Origin of the sequence: Methanocaldococcus sp. FS406-22 (assembly GCF_000025525.1) — an archaeon.
Lineage (GTDB): Archaea > AGJL01 > Methanococci > Methanococcales > Methanocaldococcaceae > Methanocaldococcus.
Window position 1 is genome coordinate 63530 of sequence record NC_013887.1, and the last position, 26555, is coordinate 90084.

Below are 26555 nucleotides of genomic sequence, written 5' to 3' on the forward strand. Positions count from 1 at the left end.
GGGAGACGGGAGGTAGGGATAGTGGGCTTGGCAACCCGTGGAGGGTGAGGGTTTTAAACCCTCTGCTCTCCTAAAGAAACCTCTCTGCTTTAGACGGAGAGTATGTCATAGGAAATAAAAAAGGTTTATGGTGCTATTTAATAGCATAATTTGATATAAAGTCTGTTAATTTATTCTCTTCCTAATATCTTCTCAAACTTAACTTCAGTTGGATATTCTCCAGTTACACAAGCTAAACATAAATCCTTCCTACCAATAGCTTTAACTAATCCCTCTAATGATAAATATCCAATAGAATCGACTCCAATAGCTTTTCCAATCTCTTCTTCTGTTTTATTTGAAGCAATGAGCTCTTTTTTGGTAGCCATATCTATACCATAATAGCAAGGAGATATAATTTTAGGACTTCCTATTCTTAAATGCACTTCCTTAGCTCCAGCCTTTCTAACCATATTTACAATCCTTCTTGATGTTGTTCCTCTAACAATACTATCATCAACTAAAACAACCCTCTTCCCTTCTAATACACTTTTTACTGGACTTAACTTTAACCTTACAGCCAATTCTCTCTCATTCTGTGAAGGCAAAATAAAAGTTCTTCCAACATACCTATTCTTTATTAAACCTTCATAGTATGGAATCCCTGATTCTTCAGAAAACCCTAAGGCAAATGCAACCCCAGAATCTGGAATTGGAGATACAACATCAGCATCTACTGGATGTTCTTTAGCCAAAATTTTTCCAATCCTCTTTCTTACTTTATAAACGCTGATACCATCAATTGTTGAATCTGGCCTTGCAAAATACACATATTCAAACATACATGTTGTAGCTCCTTTGTATATGCATGGAACATTAATATCCACTGGGTTGTATTCAGAAACATCATAATCCAATTTGTGAGATATCATTTCACCATTTTTAATTTCTATAATCTCCCCTGGCTCCACATCTCTAATAAACTCAGCATCTAAAGTTGTTAATGCACAATCCTCAGATGATATGTAAATATTGCTCTCATCTCTTCCAATGCATAATGGTTTAAAGCCCCAAGGGTCTCTTACAGCTATCAAAGAATCATTAAACATTATTAAAAGTGAATAAGCTCCAACGAGCTTTTTTAATGTATTTTTTATTGCTTCAATCTTATCGGAAGTTTTTAACAACTCTCTAACCAAAAGTTGGGCTATAACTTCAGAGTCAGTTGAAGAAGTGAATATATGCCCCTTCATCTCTAATTCTCTTCTTAGTTCATCTGAATTTACCAAATCTCCATTATGGGCTATAGCTATATTACCAAATGAGCTTTTAACAACAAACGGCTGGCAATTTTCAACAGCCTTTCCTCCAGTTGTTGAATACCTTACATGTCCAATTCCAATATATCCAAATAAGTTTTGTAATGTCTCATTTCTAAAAACATCTGTAACCAATCCAATGTTTTTATAGTAGTGGATATTTTTCCCATCACTTGTAGCTATTCCAGCCCCTTCCTGTCCTCTGTGTTGTAAAGCAAACAACCCATAATAAATTCTCTTAGCTACGTTTAGTTTTTCATAAGAGTAGACTCCAAATATCCCACACATGTTAAAAACCCTTTTTTAGTTTTTTAGATTTTAAGCCAATAAATAAAAAGAAATAAACAAAATTAAGAAAAATTAGCAAATTAAAAAGATGGTTTATTTTTATTCCAATATTATGTGCTTATCATTATATTTAACAACAGCCTTACCAACAATCTTATTTCCATTAACTTCTAAGCTATCAACAACTCTACCTATTATCTGAGCTGGGATATTATATTTATTAGCTATTTTTATAACTTTGTCAGCATCTTCTTCATCAACAATTACACAGAATCCAATACCCATATTAAATGTTCTAAACATCTCTTCATCAGGAACATTACCTAATCTTTGAATCTCCTTAAATATTGGCAATGGTTCTGGGAGGTTATCTATATAATAAGTTACTCTATCATTCAACCTTTTAAGCTTTCTAAAACTTCCTCCAGTTATATGAGCTAAGCCTTTAACTTTTATATCTTTATCTCTAACCATTTCCAAAACAGGCTTTACATAAATCTTTGTTGGTGTTAAAAGTTCTTCAGCAACTGTCTTTCCATAAGAAAGTTTGTCATTAATCCCTAACTTGGCTATGTCAAAAAATACTTTTCTTGCCAAAGATAGCCCGTTGCTATGTATTCCAGAACTTCTTAAACCAACAATTACGTCTCCAGGTTTAACATCTTTTCCAGTTATGATTTCATCCTTTTTAACTATTGCTAAAACAGTTCCTGCCAAATCAATGCCTTTAATCATATCTGGTAATGTTGCTGTCTCTCCACCAACAATGTTTATATTTGCCTCCTTAGCTCCTTCATTTAATCCCTTTCCTATCTGTTCAGCTATCTCTTCAGTTATATGTCCAACAGCTAAATAATCAACCAACGCTATAGGCTCAGCACCTATACAGATGGCATCATTTACATTCATAGCTATCATGTCAATTCCAACAGTGTCAAACTTATTAGCCATCTCTGCAACTATCATCTTACTTCCTACTCCATCTGTAGATAAAACTAAATAATAATCTCCAAACTCCACTGCCCCTGCATAATGCAATCCTAACTCAGCAGGCTTTATATCAGTTCTTTTAAATGTTATCTGTGAAACTAAGGCTTTAATTACTCTATCTTCATGTGATATATCTACTCCTGCATCTTTATAAGTAACCATAGATATCCCTCTTAGATAATCTCTTTTATAGCATACCACTTTTTTATCGAAGTTAATTTTACAATACCATTAATCACATCATAAAACAAAATCTCATTTTTTATTAAAAATTTAGCCTCATCCATAAGATTGTTTTTTATAATTTCACTAATATCAATTTTTATTTTATCTTTAAATAATTTTAAGGTATTAACTAACCTCTTCATCTCAAACTCCTTTTGAGTAGATATTAAATATAAAATCTTATCCCTCTCAATATTAATCCACTGCTTTATAGTTTCTTCAACAGACAAACCAAGTTTTTTGTTCTCAATTAAATCAACTATCTCATAAGGCAAAGAAAGATATTTTAAGCAGTAATTTATTTCTTCTTCACTAAATCCCTCTTCTTTTAAAATATTTCTTATAGCTTCCTCACTCAACCAATCAATTAAATAATATTTTGAAGTATTTTCTAAGGTAGAGTTCTGATATATCTCTTCAATAAACAAGGTATCAGATGTTATACAAATTACATGACATAAATGCTCCATCTTAGTTAGAGAGACAAAGAGATTAAACAATTCATTTAATAAGGACTTACCACCGTTGAAGTAGATATTTTTTAATTTCTGTAACTCATCTATAATTAAAACTGGCTTTTTTCCATCCTCAATAACAGCATTTATACTTGCTTTTATCTTTTTAAAGACATCGTTTAAACTTAGCTTGGAAAAATCATAATTTTCTTCAATTCCTATTTTAAAAACCTTCAAATCCAATATCAAATTATTCTTTACATACTTCATTCTGTCCTTTTCAAAAAATACCTCTAAAAACTCCTCCTTACTATATGTTGCATGCTCTCTTAGGTTATAATAAAAAAACACTATATCACTATCCTCCAACTCCTTAATAACCCTCCTCATTACTGTAGATTTGCCAGAAGATTTAGGCCCATAAACGAATAAGATAGAGTTTGGTTCTAACTGACAATAGGTTTTTAAATACTGCAATTCTTTCTCTCGATTATAGAATTTCATTTTACCACCAAGTTATTTTAAATAGGACTTTTGCAAGAATATAGTTTTTTTATAAAACTTATTAAAATTATAAAGAAATATTTGAGACTCTGTCTAAATGTTTAACAATCTATTTTCTCAATAAAACATTATCTCCTACATTGACACCAATATTTTCAGCAACTGGCTTACACTTAGCTTTCAATATATAATAAATTGGCTTATCTATCTTATCCTCATATTCTGTTAAGCTCTCATAATTACCCATTCCCTTAGCTATGATTAAATCTGCAGTTTCAAACTCTTTTAAAAATTCTTCTGAGCATTCCTCTAAAATAATTCCAATGATATCAGAGCCAGTAGTTATAACCTTGGCTATCTCATCAATCTTAGCTATCTTTGCATCTTCTAAAGTAGCATCGTTTAAAATTGGCTTTCCTTTAACTACTGCAACAATCTCTTTATCATAATTTTTAATCTCTTCTATTAAAACCCTATCAAAAATAATCTCTCCAGCGTTATCACATATGTATAAAACCTTTTTTATATCTTTATTTTTTAAATCATTTAAAAGCTCTTTGCTGTTATCTATCTTTAAATCTTTGTTTAAAGTGTCTTCAATCAGCCTTTCTATGTCTATTCCAGTGCTATAAGCTCCAAAGTCAATAACATTTCCAGCTATTGTTGCTAAAACCTTCTTTCTCAATCTCTCAAGTTCATCATCTATATTACTCATCTCTCTAACCTTATCTAAATACTGCAAAGCTATTTTATTTGCCTTATCTTTTAAATTTTTGTAGGGGTCGCTGTTATTGCTAATTCTTTTTAAGTATCTATGCACAACAGTTCCCATCCATGCTGGAACTGCATTTTCACCATAAACATCTTTAATAACTTCCATGGTATTTTTTATTAACCTAAACTGCTCTCTCTCGTCATCAGTTATCTCATTAGCTACATCTACAACCTGCCTAATTATACAGATAGCACACTCTGGCTTTATCTTCATAATCATCCCTCCATAACTTATAAATAAATCCTCAAACTCTAAAAAAATACGGCGATAGATATGATTAACTTTGAGATATTTAAAGAATTCTTACTAAACCTTATAAAAGATTATGGGTATTTCGGGATATTTTTGGTAGGATTTTCTGAGCCAATATTTCAACCTTTTCCAACAGAGATATTTATTGCTGCGGGCTTATTGGCTGGATTGGATTGGAAGTTAGTTTGGCTTATATCAACAATTGCCTGCAACTTTGGGGCTATCATCACCTACTATCTTGCAAAAAGATATGGAGAAAAGTTGATGCTAAAATTATTTGATGAAGAAAAAATAAAAAAAGGAACTCTTTATTTAAAAAAATGGGGTATTTTGGGAGTTATAGTTGCAAGCTTTACACCAATCCCTTTTGAGGTTATATGCTGGGTTTGTGGAAGTTTTGAAATGCCATTTGAGAGATACATGATTGCAGTATTTTTGAGTAGATTAATTAGGCATGGAATGGTTATTCTGCCGTTTATTTTAAAAGACCACATTCATTTTTGAGTTAATACTAAAAATAAAAAATTTCATAAACAGAGTTTTATATAAGGAACACAAAACTATGTTTTTGGTGATAAAGTATGTGTTTAGCAATTCCTTGTAGAGTTGTTGAGATTATAGAAGAAGATGGAGAGAAATATGCTATAGCCGAGTATAAAGGAGTTAGGCAAAAGGCAAAACTAACACTCTTAGATAAGGAAGTAAAAATAGGAGATTATATATTAATTCACACTGGCTATGCATTAGAGGTTTTGAGTGAAGAAGATGCTAAATTAAGCTTAGAAGCTTGGGAAGAGTTGTTTAAAGCATTAGAAGAGATGGGATAAAAGAGAGATTTTTACAGAAAATTTATTTACTTTGCTATTTTATTCTGGCTCAACCTTTACAGCTCCTGTTGGGCAAACATCTTCACAAACCCCACAGTATGTGCAGTCCTCTTCTCTTGCAACAACTACTCTATCTCCCTCAATTTCAAAAACTTCCATTGGACAGTTATTTACACACTCAGCACATTCGGCTCCTTTACATAAGTTGTAATCAATTGTTACAGCCATTATTACCACCTCTAAGATGTTAATAATTGATTAAGATTACTACTTGATATAAATAATTATCGGAAGTTGTTAAAAAAGAATAAAAATCTAAAATCTCCTTATATTTGGATTCATTATGGTTCTTTCTATGTTCCAAACTTCATTTAGCACATTTGAAGAAAGAGATGCCCTTAAAAAAGGAACTTTAAAACTAACTGCTATATGTGCAAAGGATGAGTTGTTTCCAAATATTACCGGATAAAGCCCCTTATCCATAATGTAATTTATGTAATAGTACATCTCAGTTATTGTTCCCATCTCGTAAGGATAAACTTTAACAAAGTCACTTTCCTCATAAATACTACCTGTGCATAAAAATCCATCAAACTCAGCAGGTTCTTCAACCTCTAAATAGTCAATTTGGGATAAATCTTTATCTTTAACGATCTCTTTTTTAGAACTAAGCCCTAATAATATGTCCAAATCCTCATCTTCTTTAATTTCATCTATCAAATTTCTGATTCTTGGAATCTCATTAAAGATATTTTTGCACGTGTATGCTCCATCAATATTTACAATGCTATAGTCTTGGGATAGAATATCTGTAAGCTTTAAATACAAATTAACAATATCCTCTATAGAATCAGCCATAACTATTGGAATTAACTCATTCTTATCTTTATCAACTAATATACCAGAGGCAACTATTGGTAGTTCAGTTGTTAAAGCTCCTCCTAAGAATTTAAATAGAGGAATATCTAAGCTGTTTGAAGCGGCCCTTGCTATGCTTATAGAAACACCCATTGCAACAATGGGGTTATTTACTGATGTCTCACAAATTAATGCATCAATAAAATCAATATCAGTTGCTGGATATCCAATGAGTTCTGGAGCTATGACATTTTCAACATCAGCTATTGCCTCCTCTGGGTTATCTACCTCAATGATATCATAGCCAATGGAAATATTGGTTATTGTGGTTATCATTACCTTAATTTTAGCTCCTTTAAAAACTTCTTTTGCATTTATTTTTTCAATAATAACATTTGTCAATTACATCCACCTCAATAATATTAAAAAATAAATAATTTAAGCTGAAACTTTATTAATTAAAGTTAAACAAAATCTTATAGATTTGTAGTTATTTAGATAGTTAAGCTTTTACTGGTCTTATCGGCTTTAATGGGACTTTTCCTTGTTTAATTTCTTCATAAGCTATTTTTAATGAGCTATCACACTCTGTTTCTATAGTTATGTAAGCTCCATTTGATATCTGCAAACTTCTCGCTCCTAATATTCTCGCAATCTCAAATTTTGTTAATTTCAATATCTCACCTCTCTAAAATATGAATGGTGGGGCCGCCGGGACTTGAACCCGGGTCGCACGCCCCCCAAGCGCACAGGATGTCCAGGCTACCCCACGGCCCCGTTAAAAAGAATTTGAGAAGTTATAAATATCTCTCATCATGAGCTATTATCTCGTCTATAATTTCCCTTCCATCTTCTCCTATTCTGTATGAAATAAACATCCTTCTACAACAGTATTTTTTGATTCCCAAATCATCCAAAACATCTTTTGGATTCTCCCCTTTTAAAATTCTCTCTTTATACTCTTCAAAAACCTCAGCAATAACATTACCACATGAAAAACATCTAATAGGAAACATCATGTTTCTCACCCAATAAAAAGAAAAATAAATATTTTTCCAAAAATTGAATAATGAATTTATCTGTATGACTTCTGTCTCTTTGCTCTTGGCCCTTTTGTAGATCTGCTTGGCTTGTGAGGCTCGGTTCTTCTTGCATCACTAACTAATAATGTTCTGTCGTAAGCTAAGAATTTATCTCTTAGCTCTTTGCTACCTGTAAATTCAACAATAGCTTTACCAATAGCTGTTCTTGCAGCATCCATCTGCCCCATTACTCCTCCGCCTTTAACTGTAACATCAATATCCATTTGGCTGATAACTTCTTCTCCAGCTAATAAAATTGGCTCCATTAACTTCATTCTCTTATACTTTGGCTCAATTAATTCAATTGGTATCTTGTTTATTCTTATTCTACCTTTTCCTTCTCTCGCAACTGCCCTTGCAATAGCTCTCTTTCTTTTACCAACTGTTATAACAATTTTTCCCATTTAATCACCTCAGAACTTCGCTCCTAAGTGTTTGCTTAACTCGGCTAATGTTATGTATTTGTTAGTGTTTAATTTGTGGCTTATCTTTTCATCAACTGTTAAGTTTTTAGGATTTCCAACATAAACCTTAACTCTCTTAAATGCTTCTCTTCCTTTTGGTTTTTTGTATGGGAGCATTTTTCTGATTGTTCTTCTTAATATATCATCTGGTCTTCTTGGAAATTTAGGACCAAATCTTCTTGGGTTAGCAACGTTTTTCTTCTCCCTTTCTTCTTGATAGGTTTTTATAATCCAATCCTTGTTACCTGTAATAACTACCTTCTCAGCATTTACAATAACAATCTCTTCTCCTCTCAAAACCCTCTTTGCTACTTCTGAAGCCAATCTTCCCAATATCGCTCCTTCAGCATCTATTACTGTCATATTATCACCGTGTTTTATGCCATGATTTTAACATTTGAACCTTTTGGATTTCTTTTTATTAATTCTTCAATTGTTATTGCTTCTCCACCAGCTTCTTTAATTAATTTTTTAGCTGTTTCACTAAATGCGAATGCTGCAACAACAACCTTGTGCTCTAATTTTCCAGCCCCTAAGACTTTACCAGGAACTAAAACGACATCTCCTTCTTTTGTGTATCTGTTTATCTTACTTAAGTTTACCTCAGCTCTTCTTCTTGGTTTTGCTAACCTTCTTGCTATATCCTTCCAAATCTTTGCCTGATTTTTGTAACTTTCCTGCTTTAACATCTCAATTAACCTAACCAACCTTGGATTTGTAGCTGTTATCTTTTTCATTATCTCACCGTGTTTTCCTCAAACCTTTTATAATTATTTAAGGTTTAATAAATAATGTGGGGATGAAAATGTTTTTATTGTTCAATTAATTCAAGCTGTTGTAAGAAACTTTCAGCTTTATTTTTTAGTATCTTGACAGCTTCTTCTAAAATTTCTTCAGCTTCCATTTGTCCAAAGGTTTCAACAAAAAATTCTACTTCATCTTCAGCAACTTGTTTATAAACAGCATTGCATGGTTGCCATTTTGCATGGGTCTTTCCAATGCCTGGAACTGCCTCACATTCAATTTTTATTTTCTGCCCTCTACCTAATTTAACAATTGGAATGTTTTTAAAAGCAACTTCTCCGTTTTCAGATTTTAAATCTGATGAATAGACGGTGCAAGGCCCCTCTTTTTCTAAAGTGAATGTTATAACTTCACTTTCTATCAACGGCTTTCCTTTAATTGGAATTAAACCCAATCTGTGTGCTAAAATCTCATCATCCATTGATGATGAGTTCTCATATATATAAACATCTTCAATAGCATAAGTAGGGACTTCAGAAATCATTATTCTTCTAATAGCATTAGAAAATGAAATTGGGGCTTTTAAAGAAAAAATAAACTCTTCCCCAATTCTTGTCTTTTTCTTCTCTTTGATTGTAATCAAAGATTATCACCTTATTTTTTGAACCTCTTCTTAGGTGTTGTTCCATCGTGTGGAACTGGTGTAACATCTTCAATTCTTCCAATTCTCAATCCAGCTCTTGCTAAAGCTCTGATAGCAGCTTGAGCCCCAGGTCCTGGGTTTTTCTGCCCACTTCCTCCTGGAGCTCTAACCTTTATGTGGATATTTTCAATACCTCTTTCTTTTAATATTTCTGCTAATTTAAATGCTGCCTGCATTGCTGCGTAAGGTGAACCTTCATCTCTCTGGTTTCTTGTAACCATTCCCCCAGAAACTCTCGCAATAGTTTCAGCTCCTGTAATGTCTGTTGCGTGGATTATTGTGTTGTTGTAGGATGAGTAGATATGAACTATTCCCCATTTTTCTTTTTTTGTCTCTGCCATAGTGTTTCACCTTATTTATTCTGTTTCTGATGCTTGTGTTTCTTCTGTTAGTCCGACAATTTTAGCTCTTTCTGGATGGTTTTCATCATTGAATGGGGAGTTTTTAGCATAGCTGATTTTATCTTCTTCCTCAACTGTTACCATGTAGCTTGGAGCAGTAACAACTCTACCATTAACTGCTATATGTCCATGAACTATTAACTGTCTTGCTTGTCTTGGTGTTCTTGCCAATCCTTTTCTAAATACAAGTGTTTGTAATCTTCTTTCTAAGATATCTTCAACTGTTAATGATAAGACATCATCTAATGTTGGATTTTCAACTTTTAAGATACCATATTTTTTCAATACATTGAAAAGTTGAACAGCCTCTTTAGCCCCTTGCTCTGTTCTGTCGCTGATTAATCTTCTTGCCTGTCTTCTGTATTTTCTTAAAATTGTCTCTGCTTTCCAAACTTCTCTCTTTCTTCTTAAACCATACTTTCTACATAATTCTTTTTCTCTCTCAATTCTCTCTTTAATCCATGGATGGTTTGGTGTTTCGTATGTCTTTTTAAATCTTCTCCTTGGATCTCCCATCTAATCACCTTCAATAATTTTTTAAATGTTATGCTATAGTGTTTTAGTTATTAATTTATTTCTTTCTTCTTGAAACTCCAACTGTTTGTCCTCTTCTGAATGTACTTCTTGTTCTCTGTCCTCTACATGGCAATCCAAGTTCGTGTCTAATTCCTCTATAACATCTGATTCTCTTCAATCTGTTTATATCTTCTTGTTTTATAATCATTAGGTCACTTTCAATAACGTGTTTATCCTCTCCAGTAACATAATCTTTTCTTCTGTTAAACATCCATGATGGGATTCCAAATTTAGCAGGGTCTGCCAATACTTCTTCAATTTTCTTGACTTCTTCCTCTGTTAAATAACCAGCTAATTTGTTAGGGTCTAATTTAGTAACTCTTATAACTGCCCTTGCCATTGCCTCTCCAACACCGTAGATGTCTTGGAGAGCCATTATTAACTTCTTGTTCCCATCTAAGTCTGTCCTTGAAACTCTAATTAAGTATTTAAATTCAGAATTTTGCATATTCTCGGTCAAGGTTGCACCTCCATAATTCGTGTTTTACTAATAAATATTTAAAAAATAAAAAGAAGTGGCGCGGAGGGGGGGATTTGAACCCCCGCGGGGCAAAGCCCCATGGGATCTCCAGTCCCACGCCTTGGCCGGGCTAGGCTACCTCCGCTCTGAAACGTGTTTTATTTAAATTATACCCGTTTTATATAGTTTTGTTTATGGGCTTTATATATTGCTACAATCCTCAACGTTATGATTAATGTAGGAATACTTATATATTATTTTCGGTTTTTTCAAAATGCATGATGTATTTTACAACACATAACATTAACGTGGTGAATAGATAATCCCTACGCTAATATACATAAATTTTAATAAATTTATCTTTATATAAAAATTATTTATATAAAATCTCTAAATGAAAATATTTGTTATGGGTGTCATTATGTCAGTGAAAGTATCTGAATATATGACAAAAAAGGTTGTTACTGTTTCAAAGGATAATACAGTTAAAGATGTTATTAAATTGTTGAGAGAGACTGGACATAATTCATTCCCCGTAGTTGAAAATGGAAAGTTAATAGGGATAGTTTCAGTTCATGATATTGTTGGTAAGGACGACAACGAGAAAGTAGAAAATGTAATGACTAAAAGAGAAGATATGGTTGTTACAACCCCTGATGCAAATATAATGGATGTTGGGAGGATAATGTTTAGAACTGGTTTTTCAAAACTGCCAGTAGTTGATGAAGAAAATAACTTAGTTGGAATTATATCAAATATGGATGTCATTAGGTCTCAGATAGAGAAAACCACACCTAAAAAATTAGAGAATATAATTAAAACTTATAAAAACTTAGGATACAATTTGAAAGTTGAGAAGAAAGAAGTTGATGTTAATAAATTAAAGCCAACACAGAATAAAATCCATGCTGATGAGTTGATTGGAAGGATGTATGAGCTAAAAAAGGGTTTAGCAGAGCCAATAATTGCAATAAAAACAAAAAGAGGAGATTATTATATATTGGTGGATGGGCATCATAGGGCAGTTGCTGCCTATAAGATGGGAGTGCCAAAGCTGGATGCCTATGTTATCTACTTAGACACTGATAAAAAGCTTGGAATAGAGAAGACAGCCGAAATTATGAATTTAAAATCATTGGAAGATGTTAAGATTGTTGATACTGGGGAAGGAAATAGTGTTAAGGTAATTGAATATAACAAAAACAGTATGGGATAATTATGATAATTAGAGGAATAAAAGGAGCTAAAATTAATAATGAGATTTTTAATTTAGGCTTGAAATTTCAAATTTTAAATGCCAACTTAGTAGCTACAAAAAAACACATCTTGCATGCTATAAATCAAGCTAAGACAAAAAAACCTATAGCAAGGAATTTTTGGATGGAGATTTTGGTTAGAGCCTCTGGACAGAGGCAGATACACGAGGCAATAAAGATTATTGGAGCTAAGGATGGAGATGTATGTGTAGTTTGTGAGGATGAGGAAACATTTAGAAAGATTCATGAACTTATTGGTGGAGAGATTGATGATTCAGTCTTAGAGATTAATGAAGAGAAGGAGAGATTAATTAGAGAGGTTTTCAACATTAGAGGATTTGGAAATCTCGTTGAAAGAGTTTTGGAGAAGATAGCTTTAATTGAATTAAAGAAGGAGTAAAGGTGGAAATATGAAAGTTATTGAGGGAGGAGTTACTGCTCCAAAGGGATTTAAAGCCAATGGATATAAAGAGGGTAAATATGGGGTTGCTATAATCATCTCTGAAAAAGAGGCAGTTGGAGCTGGAACATTTACAACTAACAAAGTTGTAGCTCATCCAGTAGTTTTATCAAGGGAGTTGATAAAAAATAGAGATAAATTTAGAGCTATAGTTGCAAATAGTGGTAATGCAAACTGCTTTACAAAGGATGGGATGAAGGATGCTAAAGAGATGCAAAGATTGGTTGCAGAGCTTTTTAATATTAAAGAGGATGAGGTTTTGGTAGCCTCAACCGGAGTTATTGGAAGAAAGATGGATATGAGCATTATAAAAGATAGGATAAATAAGGTTTATAATTTAATAAAAGAGGGAAACAGCTCAATAAATGCTGCCAAGGCAATAATGACAACTGATACAAAACCAAAAGAAATAGCTGTGGAGTTTGAGGTTAATGGGAAGATAGTTAGAGTTGGAGGTATTGCTAAAGGAGCTGGAATGATAGCCCCAAATATGTTACATGCCACTATGCTCTGCTTTATAACAACGGATATAGAGATTGATAAAAAAAGCTTAACAGATGTTTTGCAGAGAGTTGTGGATAAAACATTCAATAACATATCCGTTGATGGAGACACATCAACAAACGATACCGTCTTTATTTTAGCTAATGGATTGAGTGGAGTTAATTATAATGAGTGTAAGGAAGAGTTTGAAAACGCCCTATTATATGTTTGCAGAGAGCTTGCAAAGATGATTGTTAAGGATGGAGAGGGGGCAACTAAATTTATGGAGGTTGTTGTCAAAGGAGCTAAAACTATGGATGATGCAATTAAAGCTTCAAAGGCAATAGTTAATTCCTTACTTGTAAAAACTGCTGTGTTTGGAGGAGACCCAAACTGGGGAAGAATTGTTGCAGCAGTTGGATACAGCGGAGCTGATTTTAATCCAGAGGTTGTTGATGTTATATTGAGTAATTATAAAGATGAAGTTTATTTGGTTAAAGATGGCATTCCATTGGCTGATGAAGGAACTGAAGAGTTAAAAAAAGCAGAGGAGATTATGAAATCAGATGAAATAAAGATAGTTGTTGATTTGAAAATGGGTGAGTTTGAAAATGTTTGTTATGGGTGTGATTTAAGCTATGAGTATGTTAGAATTAATGCTGAATATACTACATAATTATTTTTTGTTTTCCAAATATAAAAATATACAAATATATACGAGAATAAAAAATAGATAGTAAAAAATCCAGCCAAATTTACTTGATTGGAACGAACATTGAGCTTCTTGTAGCTCCCATACCAGGAGCTCCGTGCTGAACTGGTTTTCTTGTTAATGAGAACTCTCCTAAGTAGTGCCCAATCATTTCTGGAGTTACTTTAACTTCAACGAACTCTTTTCCGTTATAAACTCCAAATGTTAAACCAACCATATCTGGTGTTATAACAAAGTCTCTGCAGTGTGTTCTTATAATTCTTGGTTCTTTACCTTTGTTTAATAATCTTCTTGCTTTTTTAATTTTCATAGCTAATTTTTTCTGTTGTGGAGTTAAACCTCTCAATAATGTTCTTCTCTGTCTTGCAGGCAACAACTTTGCAAACTCTCTCAAAGGCATTTGTTGAAGCTCTTCTAAAGTGTAACCTCTGTATCTAAACTCTATCTTTTTTGAAATTACTTGTTTTTTCTTTTTAATTCTTCTTCTCCTTGCAGATGCCATATTTAGTCACCTTAAGTTATTTGTGTTTTGTTTAACTAAAAATATAAAAATTTAATAGATAAGAGATTATTTCCTGACTCCAGTTCTTCTTGCAGATATGTGTCCGACCTTTCTTCCTGGTGGAACCTTCTTTCTTGAGACAGTTGTTGGTTTTCCAGTGTGCTGGTGTCTTCCTCCACCGAATGGGTGGTCAACAGCGTTCATTGCAACTCCTCTAACTCTTGGCCACTTAACAGCCTTAGCTTTCATAGCATGATACTTCTTACCAGCTTTAACGAATGGCTTCTCTTTTCTTCCTCCACCAGCAACAACCCCAATTGTAGCCCTACACATTGAGTGTAAAGCTTTAATATGCCCAGATGGTAATTTAACATAAGTTCTTTCTCCATCGTGTGTTAATATGTGAGCGTAGCAACCTCCTGCTCTTACAAGCTTACCTCCATCTCCTGGAACTGTTTCTATGTTGAAGACAGGGATCCCTTCTGGAATGGCTCCTAATGGTAAAATGTTTCCTGGCTTTATCTCTGCAGAGACACCACACTCAATGATATCTCCAACTTTTACACCTTCTGGAACAACTAATAATCCTTCTTCTCCTGTTTCATATTCAACTTTTGCAACTGGAGCACTTCTTCCTGGGTCGTGTAATATGTCTATTATTTTACCCAAAACTTTTCCTTTTTTCTCTAATTCATCAAATCTTCTGTATTTTGCTTCTCCCCTTCTTTTGTGTGAAGGGCAAGTGTAGGTTGGTGTTCCCCTACCTCTTCTTTGAGAGATTAATCTTTTTCCCATCTTCACCACCACTTATGATAAATTTTTAAGTGTTTCAATTATTTAAAAACTTATTTAATTAGTAGATTCCCAAGCTTGCTGCTATTTTACTTGCGTCATATCCTTCTTTCAACTTAACGTAAGCTTTCTTTTCCCCTTTTGGTGTTATTAATGTATTTACTTTCTCAACTTCAACATCAAACAACTCTTTCATAGCCCTCTTTATATCCTCTTTTGTAGCTCTTCTATCAACATAAAATACTAATTTGTTTTCTTCTTCAATCATTCTAACAGTTTTTTCTGTAACTACTGGAGCTTTTATTACATCAAAGGCATCCATTTTTATCCCCTTGTTTCTACCTTTTTATTTATTCAAATCTCTCTTTTAATTTCTCTAATGCACTTTCAGTCCATACGGTTAATCTTCCAGCAACTCCCCCAGGAGCTAAGTGTATAATTCCTAAATCCTTAGCAGTTATAACATCAACTCCTGGCAAGTTTCTTGAAGCTAATATAGCGTTGCATTTATCTCCAACAACAACTAAGATACTTCTTGGTTTTTTGTATCTTCTTCCTCTCATCTTACCTTTTCCAGCTCTAATCTTAATTCCATTCTTAGCTCTTATAACATCACTACTAATTCCTAATTTTTCAAATACTGCAAATACATCCTTTGTTTTTTGTAACTCTTCAAATGAGCTTTCAACAACTATTGGTAAGTTTTCAGTTTCAAAGATATGCCCTCTCTCTTTAACTAATTCAGGGTTTGCTGTAGCTGCAATAGCACTCTTTATTGCTTTAATTCTTTCTTTTTTATTTACTCTTTCCCATAATATTTTCTCAACTTTTGGTGGGTGTGCTCTTCTTCCACCAACTGCTTGTGGAACTCTTGCAGCCCATCCTTGTGGAACTCTATCTACTCTCGCTCTACCATGCCCTTTACCAATGTTTTTAGCACTTGTTCTCATCCCTGCCATTGGGTCTGAACCTTTTGGCTGCAATCTTGCTGTAAATGCAGATAAGAATGCTCTTTTAATTAAATCTGGTCTATATTCTTCTTCAAATACTGCTGGTAAGTCAATTTCTTTAACTGCCTCTCCATTTAAATTGTAAACAACTGCCTTCATTATTATCCACCTTCTCTCTCCATTATTTTAAAGTGTTTTTATTTACTTACCCTGCTTTGATGTTGTGCTTATGTATGTAATTTCAGGTACTTTGATTAATGGCTCCTGTGGTCTTATAGCTCTTCTTAATACAATTAATCTCTTTGCAGGCCCTTGAACTGAGCCTTTTAATACAACATAGTTGTTTCTTATAACCCCATAGTGTAAGAATCCTCCTTTTGGAGTTATTTCATCCCCATTATTTCCAATCTTTAATATTCTCTTGTTGTATTCAGTTCTTTGGTGGTATCCCATTTGTCCAGGCATTGGAACACTCCACATAACCATCTTTGGTTGCCATGGCCCTATTGAACCAACGTGTCTTCCAACACCTTTTCTTGCGTGCTTACCAAATTGTATCTTAACTCCCCATCTTTTAACTTGCCCTTGGAATCCTTTACCTTTTGTTACTCCAATTGTATCAACTAACTCTCCCTCTTGGAATACATCTGTAATGTTTAACTGCTTACCTAAAATCTCTTTAGCGTAGTTTAATCTCTCTTCAATATCTTTTCCTCCAATTCTAATTTCTAAGATTTCTGGTTTTTTCTTTGGAAGGCATGTTAATTTTGGATTTGTATGGACTAAAACTCTAACATCTTCAATTTTATCTTTTAACGCTTCTAAATCTTCAACTGTCTTTCTGTCTTCTTTCTTTGGCAATTTGATTTTTCTTTCTAATTCTTTGTCTAAGTTGTCTGCCCAAACTTCTGTTAATGTTGTTAGGTAGTTTCTCTCATTTCTTCCATAAACTCTTATAGCACATACGTTGATTGGTGGAGCTTCTAATATTGTGATTGGTGTAAATATTTCTTGTCCAGCATTTGGGCTTTTTGGGTTATCTTCCTTAATAAATGCATGGCTCATTCCTGCTTTATATACAGGGAATGCCTGTAACCTCACGGTCTCTTCTTCTGGCCAGCTTCTGATTCTTGGAACTGGTCTTTTTGCTCTTTTTCTTGGACTGAATGCCAATGAACCTCTTCTTGGTCTGTTAATATTTAACCCCATAATCTAACCTCCAGCATATTTATTAACATCTTTAAAATTTTTTATTTGAGTGTTTTGTTGATTTAATATCTAAATAGCTTTTTATTTTGCAAACCTGTCATTGCCCCCCAACGGGCTTTTCAGGTTTGCATTGTAGGACTTTCGCAGTTTATATATTTTGCTTTGGAACTTAGATGCTGAAGCATCAATATTTAATAACAGATTTCTTCCTGCGAAAGTCCTACATCATTGAGGTATAAATTAATAATGGATTAGTGTAATAAAAGAAAAGGAGTGTATAAACAAATACTAACAAATGGGTATATAAAATTTTTGGTGATATTATGGACGAGCTAAATTACTTAATAAACTACCTTGCAAATAAGGATAGTGTTAGAGAAGAAATTTTAAAATTATCAAGAGAAATAACAAGAGATTGTGCAATGTTGATTAGGAAAATACACAAATCAGATGATAAAGATGAGTTTAAAGATAAATTAAATGAGATATCAGAAAAAATTAAAAAACTAAATGGCTTAGCAACATTTCCAGAGTTCGTTGGATATTTATCTACTCCTCAACAGGAATTTGTTGAAGCTCTCTCCCTATATATGATAAAGTTTGATAATAAGATTCCAAGTTTCAAAGAGCTTGATTTTATTAAAGAAGAGAACTACATTTTAGGTTTGGCTGATGTTATTGGAGAGTTGAGGAGGGAAGTGTTAGAAGCGATGAAAAATGATAATTTAGCGGAGGTTGAAAGATATTTCAAATTTATGGAAGATTTATATGAATTTTTAATGAACTTTGATTATTATCATGTTGTGGATAATTTGAGAAGGAAGCAAGACATTAGTAGAGGAATCTTAGAAAAAACTCATGGGGATATTGTGATGTTTATTGAAAATCTTAAGCTTAGAAAGGAATTAAAGAAATTACAATTGTAATTATTCAATAGGGAATCTTAATAAGCCTGCTATTCCTCCCAATGCTTTTAATTGCTTTCCAGCATCATGTTCAGAGGAAACGATAACTACTTTCCCACCCATCTCTTCAGTAGTATCTATTATTTTTTCTATTTCATGATTTCTTACCAAACTATCTGAAACTAATAATGTGTCTATAGCTGAGTATTCTAAAGCTTTTTTTACCTCGTCAATACCATAAACTGCCAATCCTTTTTTAGCTATCTCTTCTAAAAGTTTTTCGATTAATTGTGTTTCTTTTGCAACCCTTGATTCAGCATATATTCTATTGATAATCCCTCTTTTGATAACTTCATTTAATCCAGCTCTTGATGTTGTTGATATGCTCTCAACTACAATCTTATTTTTAAGCTCGGGATATTGGGAAGAGATAAAATTGTAAAAGCTATTTTTTGCAAATCCTGGGCCTGCAACCAAAATATTATCAACATCATACTCCATCAAAACCTTCGCTATCTCATGATAATACTCTTTTTTAAGCTCTTCATTAATTTTATAGTCCAATTTTTTTGAAGTGTGAGATTTTATTGAGCAGATTTCCTTTATGCTGTAATCTCTAACTTCGAAGATATCTGCTTCTTCATCGTCCATAACAACAACTAAAACCTTTGGTCTTTTAGATGATTCAATAGCTTCCTTTATTCTCTCTATTTGCCATTTTTTCCAATTCTTTTCAATTGAAAGCTCATCAAATGGCTTAATTTCAATTGTATGATGACTGCCGAGAGGAACGTCATCTGGCCCATGAATTATAGTCCCTAAAATTCTAACTCTTTTTGTGTTTTCATCAAATTCTACATTTTTTACTTCAATTCCTAAAAACATTTTCCTCTTAGCTCCCCTATCTGCCCTAATGACATCTCCTTTATCTTGCACTCTTCTCTCAGTAACTGCAAATACCTTATCACCTTCCTCAATAATGTTATACAATACCCATAAATCATCTAAATTTTCAGGCATAAGCTTAATAATTTGTTTTTGCGGAATTTCTTCAATAATTTTCATTTACACACCTCCTTAAGAGGCATTGCTTCCGTTAGGAAGCAATGCATCCGTTTTGACGAAATCGAAGTGTTAGCTTCGAGCTACAAATCTGAAGGATTTGTTCAACTTTTTCTAAAAGTTTCGTTTAATAATTTGTTTCTGTGGGATTTCCTCTATAATTTTCATTTAGCTCCCTCCAACATCTAAGTCCCCATTTTCAAGGATGTATATTTTAAATTTCTTTTTAACTGTTCTTTTTTCTATAAATTCAGAGGCATTTTCTTTTATAAGTTCAATGAGTTCTAAAGTATTGTATCTTACTTTTATACCTTCTTCATCAGCTTTTTTAAATACAATATCTGGAATATCTAAAACGTCAGTCCCCTCTTCAATTTCAATAGATAGTGGAGCCATTATCCTATTATAAATTTTTATCGTATTATATGCCTTCTTTATATTTTCTTTTGCTCTTTTTTCAATCATGCTTATATTGGCTCTACTTGTTCCAAGCATTTTTGCTATCTCTTCTTGGGTTAATCCTTTCTTCCTCAATTTTAAAACTTTAATTTGTGTCTCTGTTAAGAATGAGTCCTCAACCATGCATAACACCATAATTGTGTTGTGGTAATTTTATATAATTAACATTTATATATCGCCCCTTATATAAATTATATCAGGTGAAATTATGAACTTAGAAGAGCAAAAGAAAGCAGTAATTGAAAGATTAATTAGGGAGGGGTATATAAAAAGTAAAAGAGTGATTGATGCCCTATTAAAAGTTCCAAGGGAAGAGTTTGTTCCTGAACATTTAAAGGAATATGCCTATGTTGATAAACCATTAGAGATTGGTTATGGGCAGACAATTTCAGCCATACATATGGTTGGAATGATGAGCGAGCTTTTAGATTTAAAGCCAGGTATGAAAGTTTTGGAAATTGGAACTGGTTGTGGTTACCATGCGGCAGTAACTGCTGAGATTGTGGGGGAGGATGGTTTAGTTGTTAGCATTGAAAGAATTCCAGAATTGGCTGAAAAAGCAGAGAGAACTTTAAGAAAATTGGGATATGATAATGTTATTGTGATAGTGGGGGATGGAACTTTGGGATATGAGCCATTAGCCCCTTATGATAGAATATATACAACTGCAGCAGGTCCAAAAATTCCAGAACCATTAATAAAGCAATTAAAAGATGGGGGAAAACTATTAATGCCTATTGGTAGATACTTACAAAAATTAGTTTTAGCTGAAAAGAGAGGAAATGAAATAATAGTAAAGGACTGCGGACCTGTAGCATTTGTCCCTTTGATTGGTAGAGAAGGGTTTTATGGATAAATGGATAAGGAGCCTTTTATTTTATATCTTTTAAGTTTGTTTATTTTAAGTGGATGACTAAAAAATTAAAATGAAAAACAATTTTAATTTAGAGCCATAAATAAATTCATAATTATGTCTTTATTATGGTGAAATAATGCTTTGGAAAGATGTATGTGAGATATTTAATAAAATTGAAAAAACAACAAAAAGGTTAGAAAAGAGAGACTATTTTATAAAATTAATTGACATGGTTAAAGAGAAAGGGAAGCCAGAGGATTTAAAAAAGATTTGTTACATGGCTATAGGGAGAGTTTATCCCGAATACGATGAGAGAGAGTTAGGAATTGGAGAAAAGCTTTTAATAAATGCAGTTACTTCCATAGGGATTAATAAAGATGAGTTATTAGAGAAAATTAAAGAGACAGGAGACATTGGGTTGGCTATAGAGCAATTAAAATCAAAGATTAAACAGGCATCTTTGTTTTTTCAACCATTGACTGTTGATGAAGTTTATGAAACTTTAAAGAGGGTTGGAGAGATAGAAGGAGAAGGTTCTCAAAAGAAAAAGTTGAGGTTAATAAGTAGTCTCTTTCTAAGAGCCTCACCAATAGAGTGTAGATATTTAGCAAGGTTAATTTTGGAAGATATGAGGATAGGAATGAATGTCCCAACTATATTAGATTCCCTTTCAGTTTATTTTAATGTTCCAAAGGAAAAATTGGAAAAGATATATGCAATAACCAATGATATTGGACTTTTAGCTGAAAAATTATTAATGGGGGATTTAGAAAGTGAGGATTTAAAATTAAAATTATTTAGACCAATAAAACCAATGTTGGCTCAGCTAACTCCTTCAATTGAAGAGGCATTACTGGAGATGGGTAGGGCTCAATTTGAAACAAAGTATGATGGAGCAAGAGTTCAAATACATAAGGATGGAAATAAAGTTAAGATTTATAGTAGGAGATTAGAGGATGTCACAAATGCCCTTCCAGAGATTGTTGAGGCAGTAAAAAATATTAATGTAGATAAGTTAATTGTTGAAGGAGAGTGTGTAGCTATAGATAAACAAACTGGAAAACCAAGACCATTTCAAGATATACTTAGAAGGTTTAGAAGAAAGTATGATATCGGAAAGATGATGAAAGAAATAAATTTAAGAGTTTATCTATTTGATATTCTTTATAAAGATGGAGTATCGTTTATAGATGAAGAGTTTGAAAAGAGAAGGAAAGTTTTAGAGGAAATTGTTGGTTATGAGAACGATTGGAGAACTGAAAGGGAAAGAATTGAAAAGGAGCTTAAATCAGATAAAATAATTGATATATCCTATAAATTGGTTACAAACGATGCTAATGAAGCAAAGGAGTTTTACAACTGGAGTTTATCCATTGGACATGAGGGAGTTATGATTAAAAATTTAAAAGCTCCTTACACCCCAGGGAGTAGGGTTAGAACTATGTATAAATTTAAACCAACGTTGGAGAGTTTGGATGTTGTTATAACAAAGGCAAAAAGAGGGATGGGGAAAAGAAAGGACTGGTATGGTTCATTTGAAATATGTGTTAGAGATGAGGAAGGCAATCTCTACCCTATTGGACATGTAGGGACTGGATTAACTGAGGCAGATTTGGAGATGTTAAAGGAGGAAATTGATAAAATAGTTATTAGAGATTTAGGTGAAGAGGTTGAGGTAGAGCCAAAAATAGTTATTGAAGTTGCTTATGAGGAGATACAGAAATCTGATAAATATCCTTGCGGTTATGCTTTAAGATTCCCAAGGGTTGTGAGGTTTAGGTTTGATAAAGGAGTTAATGATATAAATACTGTAGAAGATGTTGAAAGAATATACGAAATTCAGAGGGGAAGGAAATAATCTTTAATGAATAATCTTTTTCAAATATTATATCTATTTTATAATTTTTTATAAGGTTAATTTAGAGATGGGGTGATGTAGAATGGAGATTTTTGGAAACAGTATATATAACATAGCTGTTTTTATTGTTATAACCCTGTTGGGTATTTTTATTGGAAAAATCGTAGATAAGATAGTTAGAAATTATCTTAAAAAAATTGCAGATAAAACAAAAACGAAACTCGATGATATAATACTGGAGTCTATTGATTTGCCAATTATTATAATAGTGGTAACAGTGTTTTTCTATTTTGGATTAAAGTTTTTAATTCTGCCTGACTATATATTTAAGTTAGCAAATGAAGCGATAAAGGTTGTTGTTATCTTATCAGCCACATATTTTGCAGTCAAATTTATTGATGGAATATTTGAACACTATCTAATTCCCCTAACTGAAAAGACAGAAACAGAGTTAGATGAACACATAATAAAGCCATTGAAAAAAGTTGTAAAAATATTAACAATACTTCTCGGTTTATTAACTGCTCTAAGTTCTGTTGGTTATGATGTCACTGCTTTATTGGCTGGTTTAGGGGTTGGTGGTTTGGCTTTAGCTTTAGCTATGCAAGACACCATAAAAAACTTCATTGCTGGGATTTTAATATTGATTGATAAACCCTTTAGCTTAGGACACTGGGTTAAAGTAGAGAACGTTGAGGGAATTGTTGAAGAAATTGGAATAAGAAGTACAAGAATTAGAACTTTTGATTATACCCTAATAACTATCCCAAACTCAGAATTGTTGGATTCAGCTATTGAAAATTTAACAGTTAGAGATAGGAGAAGAGTTTTAATGACTATTGGATTAACTTATGATACACCAGTAGAGAAAATTAAAAAAGCCAAAGAGATAATAAAAGAAATTGTTGAGAATCATCCAGCTACTCTCCCTCCGTATAGGGTTCATTTTATGGAATATGGAGATTGGTCTCTAAATTTGAGAATTGAATATTTTGTTAGAAATATGGGTTTTGATTACTTTTTAAATGCTGTTGATGAGATAAATTTAAAGATAAAAGAAGAATTTGAGAAGAAAGGAATAGAGATGGCATTTCCAACTTATACTGTTTATTTAGAAAAGGATAAAAATAATAATTAATACATTCTAAATAATCTTTTAATTTTATCTATAAAGCTTTCTTTTTTTACTATTTTAATTTTCTCCTCCATATAAATTGGAACTCCTGCTATTATTGAAGCTAACTTCATATAAGCTTGAGAAGCTGGAGAACTCTGCCTATATTCAATAACACTCATCTTTTTTAAAGCTGCTGATCTCACATTCTCATCTTCAGGAACTTCAACTAAAACCTTACCTTTTATTAACATCTCTATCTCATCCTTTCCCATTTCTCCAAAATCTCTACCAACCCTATTTAATACAACACCCATTAAAGGAGTTCCAGCCATTTCAGCACTCTCTTTTAATCTAACGGCATCAATAATTGAGAACATCTCTGGAGTAACAACCAGTAAAAGTTTATCAGCAATAGCTAAATGAGTAGCCATTTCTCTATTTAATCCAGCTGGAGCATCTATAATTACATAGTCAAAATCATCAGCCACCTCATTAACAACATCTGGAAGTAAATCAATATCTGATTTCTTATAACCCTCTAAAGACAAACTCGTTGGCAATACATAAACTCCTGTTTTATGTTTATAAATTGCATCTTTAACATCAGCTTCTCCACTTAAAACTTCATGTAGAGAAGGTTTTTTCTTTTCCATATTGAATAGAATCCCTAAGTTAGCCATTGATATGTCTCCATCAATAGCTAAAACTTTTTTACCTAATTTAGCAAGTGCTACTGCTAAAGATGCTGAAGTTGTGGTTTTTCCAACCCCTCCTTTACCTGAAGCTATAGTAATAATCATAAATATCACAATTAAACTTCTGTTAATTTATGATTCTCTACCTCTCATAAGATTTATATTTTAAATCATGTAATATACATTAGAAGTAGTGTTTTTTATAATTTAGTGTCACACTTCTTAATGTTCATCGTTCATATATGTAAAAATTTTCCAAAGACCTTCACAAAAAATGAAAATGACCGAAAAGTTTAAATAAAGGATTTTATAACAATATCTATTGAAAATCTATTGTGAGGTGGTATTATGGCTGAGCTTCCAGTTGCACCATTTGAGAGAATATTGAAAAAGGCTGGTGCTGAGAGGGTAAGTAGAGCTGCTGCAGAATACTTGGCAGAGGCAGTTGAGGAAATTGCATTAGAAATAGCAAAAGAAGCAGTTGAATTAGCTAAGCACGCAAAGAGAAAAACAGTAAAAGTTGAGGATATAAAATTAGCTTTGAAGAAATAAATTTTTTTAAACTTTTATTTTTTGTTTAAGACAGAGGGAGATTATGAATCTTCTTCCAATATATTTTGGAGTAGTCAGTTGGATAATTATATTTTTAACATTCTCATACATGTTGAACAATCCAAAAGTGAGCTATAGCATCTTAAAGAGCAATAAGAGAATCATTATTTACACATGTTTAGCTTATTTTATAATTCAAATGGGATTTTGTGCAATTGAGGGGTATGTGAGTTTTTTAGCAATAGTTTGTTGTGTGATATTTACACTAATATTAGGATATGCTCTCAACAAATGCATAAATAAACAATATAAAACTTCGATGCAAAGTTCTGAGAGAGGAATATCTATATTGGCTGCACTGGACACCATTGTATCAATAATCTTCGATTTAATAAAATAGGACTTTTGTAGGATAAAATGGTTTTAATAGTCTTTTTAAATATCCTCAACCTTTGCTTATGCCAATATTTTACTAAAAATTAATTTATCTACATTTATAAATAAGAAGGGGGAGAACATGCATAAAAGGATTAAAGATATAAAATACGCAGTAGTTACTGTGAGTGATAGTAGATATAACGATTTAATTAAGGGTAAGGAAATTGATGATAAATCTGGAAATTTATTAAAGAAGGAACTAAACGCTAAAATATATACAATAATCCCTGACAATAAAGATATGATTAAAGGAATAGTTGAACATATCGTTGAATTTTTTGATGTAGATTGTATTGTCTTCACAGGAGGGACTGGAATAGCTAAAAGAGATGTTACTGTAGAGGCACTAAAGGAGATTATTGAAAAAGAGTTAGAGGGCTTTAAAATTATCTTTCAAAAATTAAGCTATGAAGAGGTTGGATTTTCAACCATGTTATCAAGAGCAATGGCTGGAATCTATAAAGGAAAAGTTATATATGCACTTCCTGGCTCAGTAAATGCATGTAAAACAGCACTAAAAATAATTAAAGAGGAGACGGGGCATATATTAGGACATTTAAGAGAGGGATAAGATGAAGTTCTTATTAATAGCATCAAATAAAGATTTGGCAAGTAAAAACATAGCAAATCATATAAAAGAGTATTTTGATGTTTTTGAAACAGATAAGGAGCTTTTAGCATTAACAGATGCAGATTTAGAGAGGGCAGACTACTATATATTTTTGTCAAAGCATAAAAGTATAGCAAATAAGCCAGCTCTAACAGTTCATACACCAGGAAACTTAACTGAAAATAATGATTTTGGAGGAAATCCTAAGGAAATCTGTCCATGTGATGCTGTTTTAAACACTCTTTTATTGAAAAATATTTATAAAAATTACAAAACTTATTATGAAAATCAAAAAATTGGAGAGTTTGATGTCTCTTTTGAGGTTGTTCATCACTCACCAACTGATTTAAAAGCTCCAACGGTGTTTGTTGAGATTGGGAGTAGTGAGAGGGAGTGGGTTTTAAAAGAGGCTGGAGAGATAATTGCCAAATCTGTTTTAGAAACAATTGATGCAATAAAATCCAAAAATTATGATAAAAAGGTTAGAGCTATTGGCTTTGGTGGAGGGCATTATGCTCCAAAATTTACAAAACTTGCTTTAGAAGGCAAATACTATTTTGGCTATTTAGTCCCAAAATATGCCTCGGTATCTGAGGATGTTTTAAATCAACTTATTAGTAAGATGGAAGTTGATAAAGCTCTCATAGATTGGAAAGGTTGTAGAGGAGAAGATAAGAGGAGATACATCGAATTTTTTGAAAAAGAAGGAATTGAATGGGAGAGAATTTAAAATTTTA

Annotated in this window: 36 protein-coding genes and 2 tRNA genes; 13 read left to right on the forward strand and 25 right to left on the reverse strand. The window is 32.6% G+C overall.

Annotated features, from left to right (window positions below; all coding sequences use genetic code 11):
* Positions 1-170: 170 nt before the first annotated feature.
* The 4 genes from purF to MFS40622_RS00380 all read right to left on the reverse strand — a co-directional run bounded on the left by purF (position 171) and on the right by MFS40622_RS00380 (position 4748).
* Positions 171-1586 (reverse strand): amidophosphoribosyltransferase, encoded by a 1416-nt coding sequence (gene purF, locus MFS40622_RS00365; RefSeq protein ID WP_012979687.1) that lies wholly within the window; start codon positions 1584-1586, stop codon positions 171-173.
* A 99-nt stretch (positions 1587-1685) separates the two neighbouring features.
* Positions 1686-2738: a phosphoribosylformylglycinamidine cyclo-ligase gene (gene purM / locus MFS40622_RS00370; RefSeq protein ID WP_012979688.1), complete on the reverse strand. Its 1053-nt coding sequence runs from the start codon at positions 2736-2738 to the stop codon at positions 1686-1688.
* Between the two features lie 11 nt (positions 2739-2749).
* Positions 2750-3760 carry an ATP-binding protein gene (locus MFS40622_RS00375; RefSeq protein WP_012979689.1) on the reverse strand — a complete coding sequence of 337 codons (1011 nt, stop codon included), beginning with the start codon at positions 3758-3760 and terminating at the stop codon, positions 2750-2752.
* Between the two features lie 109 nt (positions 3761-3869).
* Positions 3870-4748, reverse strand: coding sequence for a DUF89 domain-containing protein (locus tag MFS40622_RS00380; RefSeq protein WP_012979690.1), 879 nt, complete (start codon positions 4746-4748; stop codon positions 3870-3872).
* Between the two features lie 60 nt (positions 4749-4808).
* Here MFS40622_RS00380 and MFS40622_RS00385 point away from each other — a divergent pair, with 60 nt between their 5' ends.
* Positions 4809-5291 carry a YqaA family protein gene (locus MFS40622_RS00385; RefSeq protein WP_012979691.1) on the forward strand — a complete coding sequence of 161 codons (483 nt, stop codon included), beginning with the start codon at positions 4809-4811 and terminating at the stop codon, positions 5289-5291.
* Between the two features lie 77 nt (positions 5292-5368).
* Positions 5369-5614, forward strand: coding sequence for a HypC/HybG/HupF family hydrogenase formation chaperone (locus MFS40622_RS00390; protein ID WP_012979692.1), 246 nt, complete (start codon positions 5369-5371; stop codon positions 5612-5614).
* Positions 5615-5653: 39 nt separating this feature from the next.
* Here MFS40622_RS00390 and MFS40622_RS00395 read toward each other — a convergent pair whose 3' ends face one another.
* From MFS40622_RS00395 to MFS40622_RS00455, 13 genes are all read right to left on the reverse strand, one after another.
* On the reverse strand, positions 5654-5842 hold the full coding sequence (locus MFS40622_RS00395; RefSeq protein ID WP_012979693.1) for a 4Fe-4S dicluster domain-containing protein: 189 nt from the start codon (positions 5840-5842) through the stop codon (positions 5654-5656).
* 87 nt (positions 5843-5929) lie between these two features.
* Positions 5930-6874, reverse strand: a complete 945-nt coding sequence (locus MFS40622_RS00400) for a hypothetical protein (protein ID WP_012979694.1) — start codon at positions 6872-6874, stop codon at positions 5930-5932.
* Between the two features lie 100 nt (positions 6875-6974).
* Positions 6975-7148 carry a DNA-directed RNA polymerase subunit K gene (locus MFS40622_RS00405; protein ID WP_012979695.1) on the reverse strand — a complete coding sequence of 58 codons (174 nt, stop codon included), beginning with the start codon at positions 7146-7148 and terminating at the stop codon, positions 6975-6977.
* A 24-nt stretch (positions 7149-7172) separates the two neighbouring features.
* A tRNA-Pro gene (locus MFS40622_RS00410) sits at positions 7173-7249 on the reverse strand.
* Positions 7250-7269: 20 nt separating this feature from the next.
* On the reverse strand, positions 7270-7491 hold the full coding sequence (locus tag MFS40622_RS00415; protein ID WP_010869691.1) for a DNA-directed RNA polymerase subunit N: 222 nt from the start codon (positions 7489-7491) through the stop codon (positions 7270-7272).
* A 56-nt stretch (positions 7492-7547) separates the two neighbouring features.
* On the reverse strand, positions 7548-7958 hold the full coding sequence (locus MFS40622_RS00420) for a 30S ribosomal protein S9 (protein WP_010869690.1): 411 nt from the start codon (positions 7956-7958) through the stop codon (positions 7548-7550).
* A 9-nt stretch (positions 7959-7967) separates the two neighbouring features.
* Positions 7968-8381, reverse strand: a complete 414-nt coding sequence (gene rplM, locus MFS40622_RS00425) for a 50S ribosomal protein L13 (protein ID WP_012979697.1) — start codon at positions 8379-8381, stop codon at positions 7968-7970.
* Between the two features lie 14 nt (positions 8382-8395).
* Positions 8396-8755: a 50S ribosomal protein L18e gene (locus tag MFS40622_RS00430; RefSeq protein ID WP_012979698.1), complete on the reverse strand. Its 360-nt coding sequence runs from the start codon at positions 8753-8755 to the stop codon at positions 8396-8398.
* Positions 8756-8829: 74 nt separating this feature from the next.
* Positions 8830-9405, reverse strand: coding sequence for a DNA-directed RNA polymerase subunit D (locus MFS40622_RS00435; protein ID WP_012979699.1), 576 nt, complete (start codon positions 9403-9405; stop codon positions 8830-8832).
* Positions 9406-9416: 11 nt separating this feature from the next.
* Positions 9417-9806, reverse strand: a complete 390-nt coding sequence (locus tag MFS40622_RS00440; protein WP_012979700.1) for a 30S ribosomal protein S11 — start codon at positions 9804-9806, stop codon at positions 9417-9419.
* A 15-nt stretch (positions 9807-9821) separates the two neighbouring features.
* Positions 9822-10382 carry a 30S ribosomal protein S4 gene (locus MFS40622_RS00445; protein WP_012979701.1) on the reverse strand — a complete coding sequence of 187 codons (561 nt, stop codon included), beginning with the start codon at positions 10380-10382 and terminating at the stop codon, positions 9822-9824.
* 55 nt (positions 10383-10437) lie between these two features.
* Positions 10438-10890 (reverse strand): 30S ribosomal protein S13, encoded by a 453-nt coding sequence (locus MFS40622_RS00450; protein ID WP_012979702.1) that lies wholly within the window; start codon positions 10888-10890, stop codon positions 10438-10440.
* Between the two features lie 68 nt (positions 10891-10958).
* A tRNA-Ser gene (locus tag MFS40622_RS00455) sits at positions 10959-11047 on the reverse strand.
* A 276-nt stretch (positions 11048-11323) separates the two neighbouring features.
* Between MFS40622_RS00455 and MFS40622_RS00460 the strand changes: the two genes are divergently transcribed.
* From MFS40622_RS00460 to argJ, 3 genes are read left to right on the forward strand one after another with little or no spacing between them, the layout of a single operon-like run.
* Positions 11324-12118: a CBS domain-containing protein gene (locus MFS40622_RS00460; protein WP_048197345.1), complete on the forward strand. Its 795-nt coding sequence runs from the start codon at positions 11324-11326 to the stop codon at positions 12116-12118.
* Between the two features lie 2 nt (positions 12119-12120).
* Positions 12121-12558 carry a KEOPS complex subunit Cgi121 gene (cgi121, locus tag MFS40622_RS00465; RefSeq protein ID WP_012979704.1) on the forward strand — a complete coding sequence of 146 codons (438 nt, stop codon included), beginning with the start codon at positions 12121-12123 and terminating at the stop codon, positions 12556-12558.
* A 10-nt stretch (positions 12559-12568) separates the two neighbouring features.
* Positions 12569-13777, forward strand: coding sequence for a bifunctional ornithine acetyltransferase/N-acetylglutamate synthase (argJ, locus tag MFS40622_RS00470; RefSeq protein ID WP_012979705.1), 1209 nt, complete (start codon positions 12569-12571; stop codon positions 13775-13777).
* 79 nt (positions 13778-13856) lie between these two features.
* Here argJ and rpsS read toward each other — a convergent pair whose 3' ends face one another.
* The 5 genes from rpsS to MFS40622_RS00495 form a co-directional block, all read right to left on the reverse strand.
* The gene (rpsS, locus tag MFS40622_RS00475) at positions 13857-14315 is read right to left on the reverse strand and encodes a 30S ribosomal protein S19 (RefSeq protein WP_010869675.1); all 459 of its coding nucleotides are present in this window, start codon (positions 14313-14315) and stop codon (positions 13857-13859) included.
* Positions 14316-14381: 66 nt separating this feature from the next.
* Positions 14382-15110: a 50S ribosomal protein L2 gene (locus MFS40622_RS00480; RefSeq protein ID WP_012979706.1), complete on the reverse strand. Its 729-nt coding sequence runs from the start codon at positions 15108-15110 to the stop codon at positions 14382-14384.
* 58 nt (positions 15111-15168) lie between these two features.
* Positions 15169-15429, reverse strand: a complete 261-nt coding sequence (locus MFS40622_RS00485) for a 50S ribosomal protein L23 (protein WP_012979707.1) — start codon at positions 15427-15429, stop codon at positions 15169-15171.
* 28 nt (positions 15430-15457) lie between these two features.
* A complete protein-coding gene (rpl4p, locus tag MFS40622_RS00490) occupies positions 15458-16216 on the reverse strand; it encodes a 50S ribosomal protein L4 (RefSeq protein ID WP_012979708.1) in 759 nt (252 codons plus the stop codon).
* Between the two features lie 42 nt (positions 16217-16258).
* Positions 16259-17266, reverse strand: coding sequence for a 50S ribosomal protein L3 (locus MFS40622_RS00495; protein WP_012979709.1), 1008 nt, complete (start codon positions 17264-17266; stop codon positions 16259-16261).
* A 323-nt stretch (positions 17267-17589) separates the two neighbouring features.
* Between MFS40622_RS00495 and MFS40622_RS00500 the strand changes: the two genes are divergently transcribed.
* Entirely contained in the window at positions 17590-18192 is a 603-nt protein-coding gene (locus MFS40622_RS00500) for a haloacid dehalogenase (RefSeq protein WP_012979710.1), read from the forward strand.
* Here the strand turns inward: MFS40622_RS00500 and MFS40622_RS00505 are convergent, their stop codons facing one another.
* Together MFS40622_RS00505 and MFS40622_RS00510 are read right to left on the reverse strand one after the other, a co-directional pair.
* A complete protein-coding gene (locus tag MFS40622_RS00505; protein ID WP_012979711.1) occupies positions 18193-19236 on the reverse strand; it encodes an mRNA surveillance protein pelota in 1044 nt (347 codons plus the stop codon).
* A 165-nt stretch (positions 19237-19401) separates the two neighbouring features.
* Positions 19402-19815: a Tfx family DNA-binding protein gene (locus tag MFS40622_RS00510; protein WP_048197347.1), complete on the reverse strand. Its 414-nt coding sequence runs from the start codon at positions 19813-19815 to the stop codon at positions 19402-19404.
* An 85-nt stretch (positions 19816-19900) separates the two neighbouring features.
* Between MFS40622_RS00510 and MFS40622_RS00515 the strand changes: the two genes are divergently transcribed.
* The 3 genes from MFS40622_RS00515 to MFS40622_RS00525 all read left to right on the forward strand — a co-directional run bounded on the left by MFS40622_RS00515 (position 19901) and on the right by MFS40622_RS00525 (position 23544).
* Entirely contained in the window at positions 19901-20548 is a 648-nt protein-coding gene (locus MFS40622_RS00515) for a protein-L-isoaspartate O-methyltransferase (RefSeq protein ID WP_012979713.1), read from the forward strand.
* Positions 20549-20684: 136 nt separating this feature from the next.
* On the forward strand, positions 20685-22406 hold the full coding sequence (locus MFS40622_RS00520; protein WP_012979714.1) for an ATP-dependent DNA ligase: 1722 nt from the start codon (positions 20685-20687) through the stop codon (positions 22404-22406).
* 82 nt (positions 22407-22488) lie between these two features.
* A complete protein-coding gene (locus MFS40622_RS00525; protein ID WP_012979715.1) occupies positions 22489-23544 on the forward strand; it encodes a mechanosensitive ion channel family protein in 1056 nt (351 codons plus the stop codon).
* On the opposite strand, the gene MFS40622_RS00530 is transcribed toward MFS40622_RS00525, so the two are convergent.
* The gene (locus tag MFS40622_RS00530; protein WP_012979716.1) at positions 23541-24323 is read right to left on the reverse strand and encodes a septum site-determining protein MinD; all 783 of its coding nucleotides are present in this window, start codon (positions 24321-24323) and stop codon (positions 23541-23543) included. The genes MFS40622_RS00525 and MFS40622_RS00530 overlap by 4 nt on opposite strands.
* Before the next feature lie 243 nt (positions 24324-24566).
* Here MFS40622_RS00530 and MFS40622_RS00535 point away from each other — a divergent pair, with 243 nt between their 5' ends.
* The 4 genes from MFS40622_RS00535 (at position 24567) to MFS40622_RS00550 (ending at position 26548) form a co-directional block, all read left to right on the forward strand.
* The gene (locus MFS40622_RS00535) at positions 24567-24770 is read left to right on the forward strand and encodes a histone family protein (protein WP_010869663.1); all 204 of its coding nucleotides are present in this window, start codon (positions 24567-24569) and stop codon (positions 24768-24770) included.
* Between the two features lie 43 nt (positions 24771-24813).
* Positions 24814-25170, forward strand: a complete 357-nt coding sequence (locus tag MFS40622_RS00540; protein WP_012979717.1) for a hypothetical protein — start codon at positions 24814-24816, stop codon at positions 25168-25170.
* A gap of 117 nt (positions 25171-25287) precedes the next feature.
* Complete coding sequence (locus MFS40622_RS00545; protein WP_012979718.1) at positions 25288-25779, forward strand: MogA/MoaB family molybdenum cofactor biosynthesis protein; 492 nt, start codon at positions 25288-25290, stop codon at positions 25777-25779.
* 1 nt (position 25780) lies between these two features.
* Positions 25781-26548, forward strand: coding sequence for a D-aminoacyl-tRNA deacylase (locus MFS40622_RS00550; protein WP_012979719.1), 768 nt, complete (start codon positions 25781-25783; stop codon positions 26546-26548).
* The last annotated feature ends 7 nt before the right edge of the window (positions 26549-26555 follow it).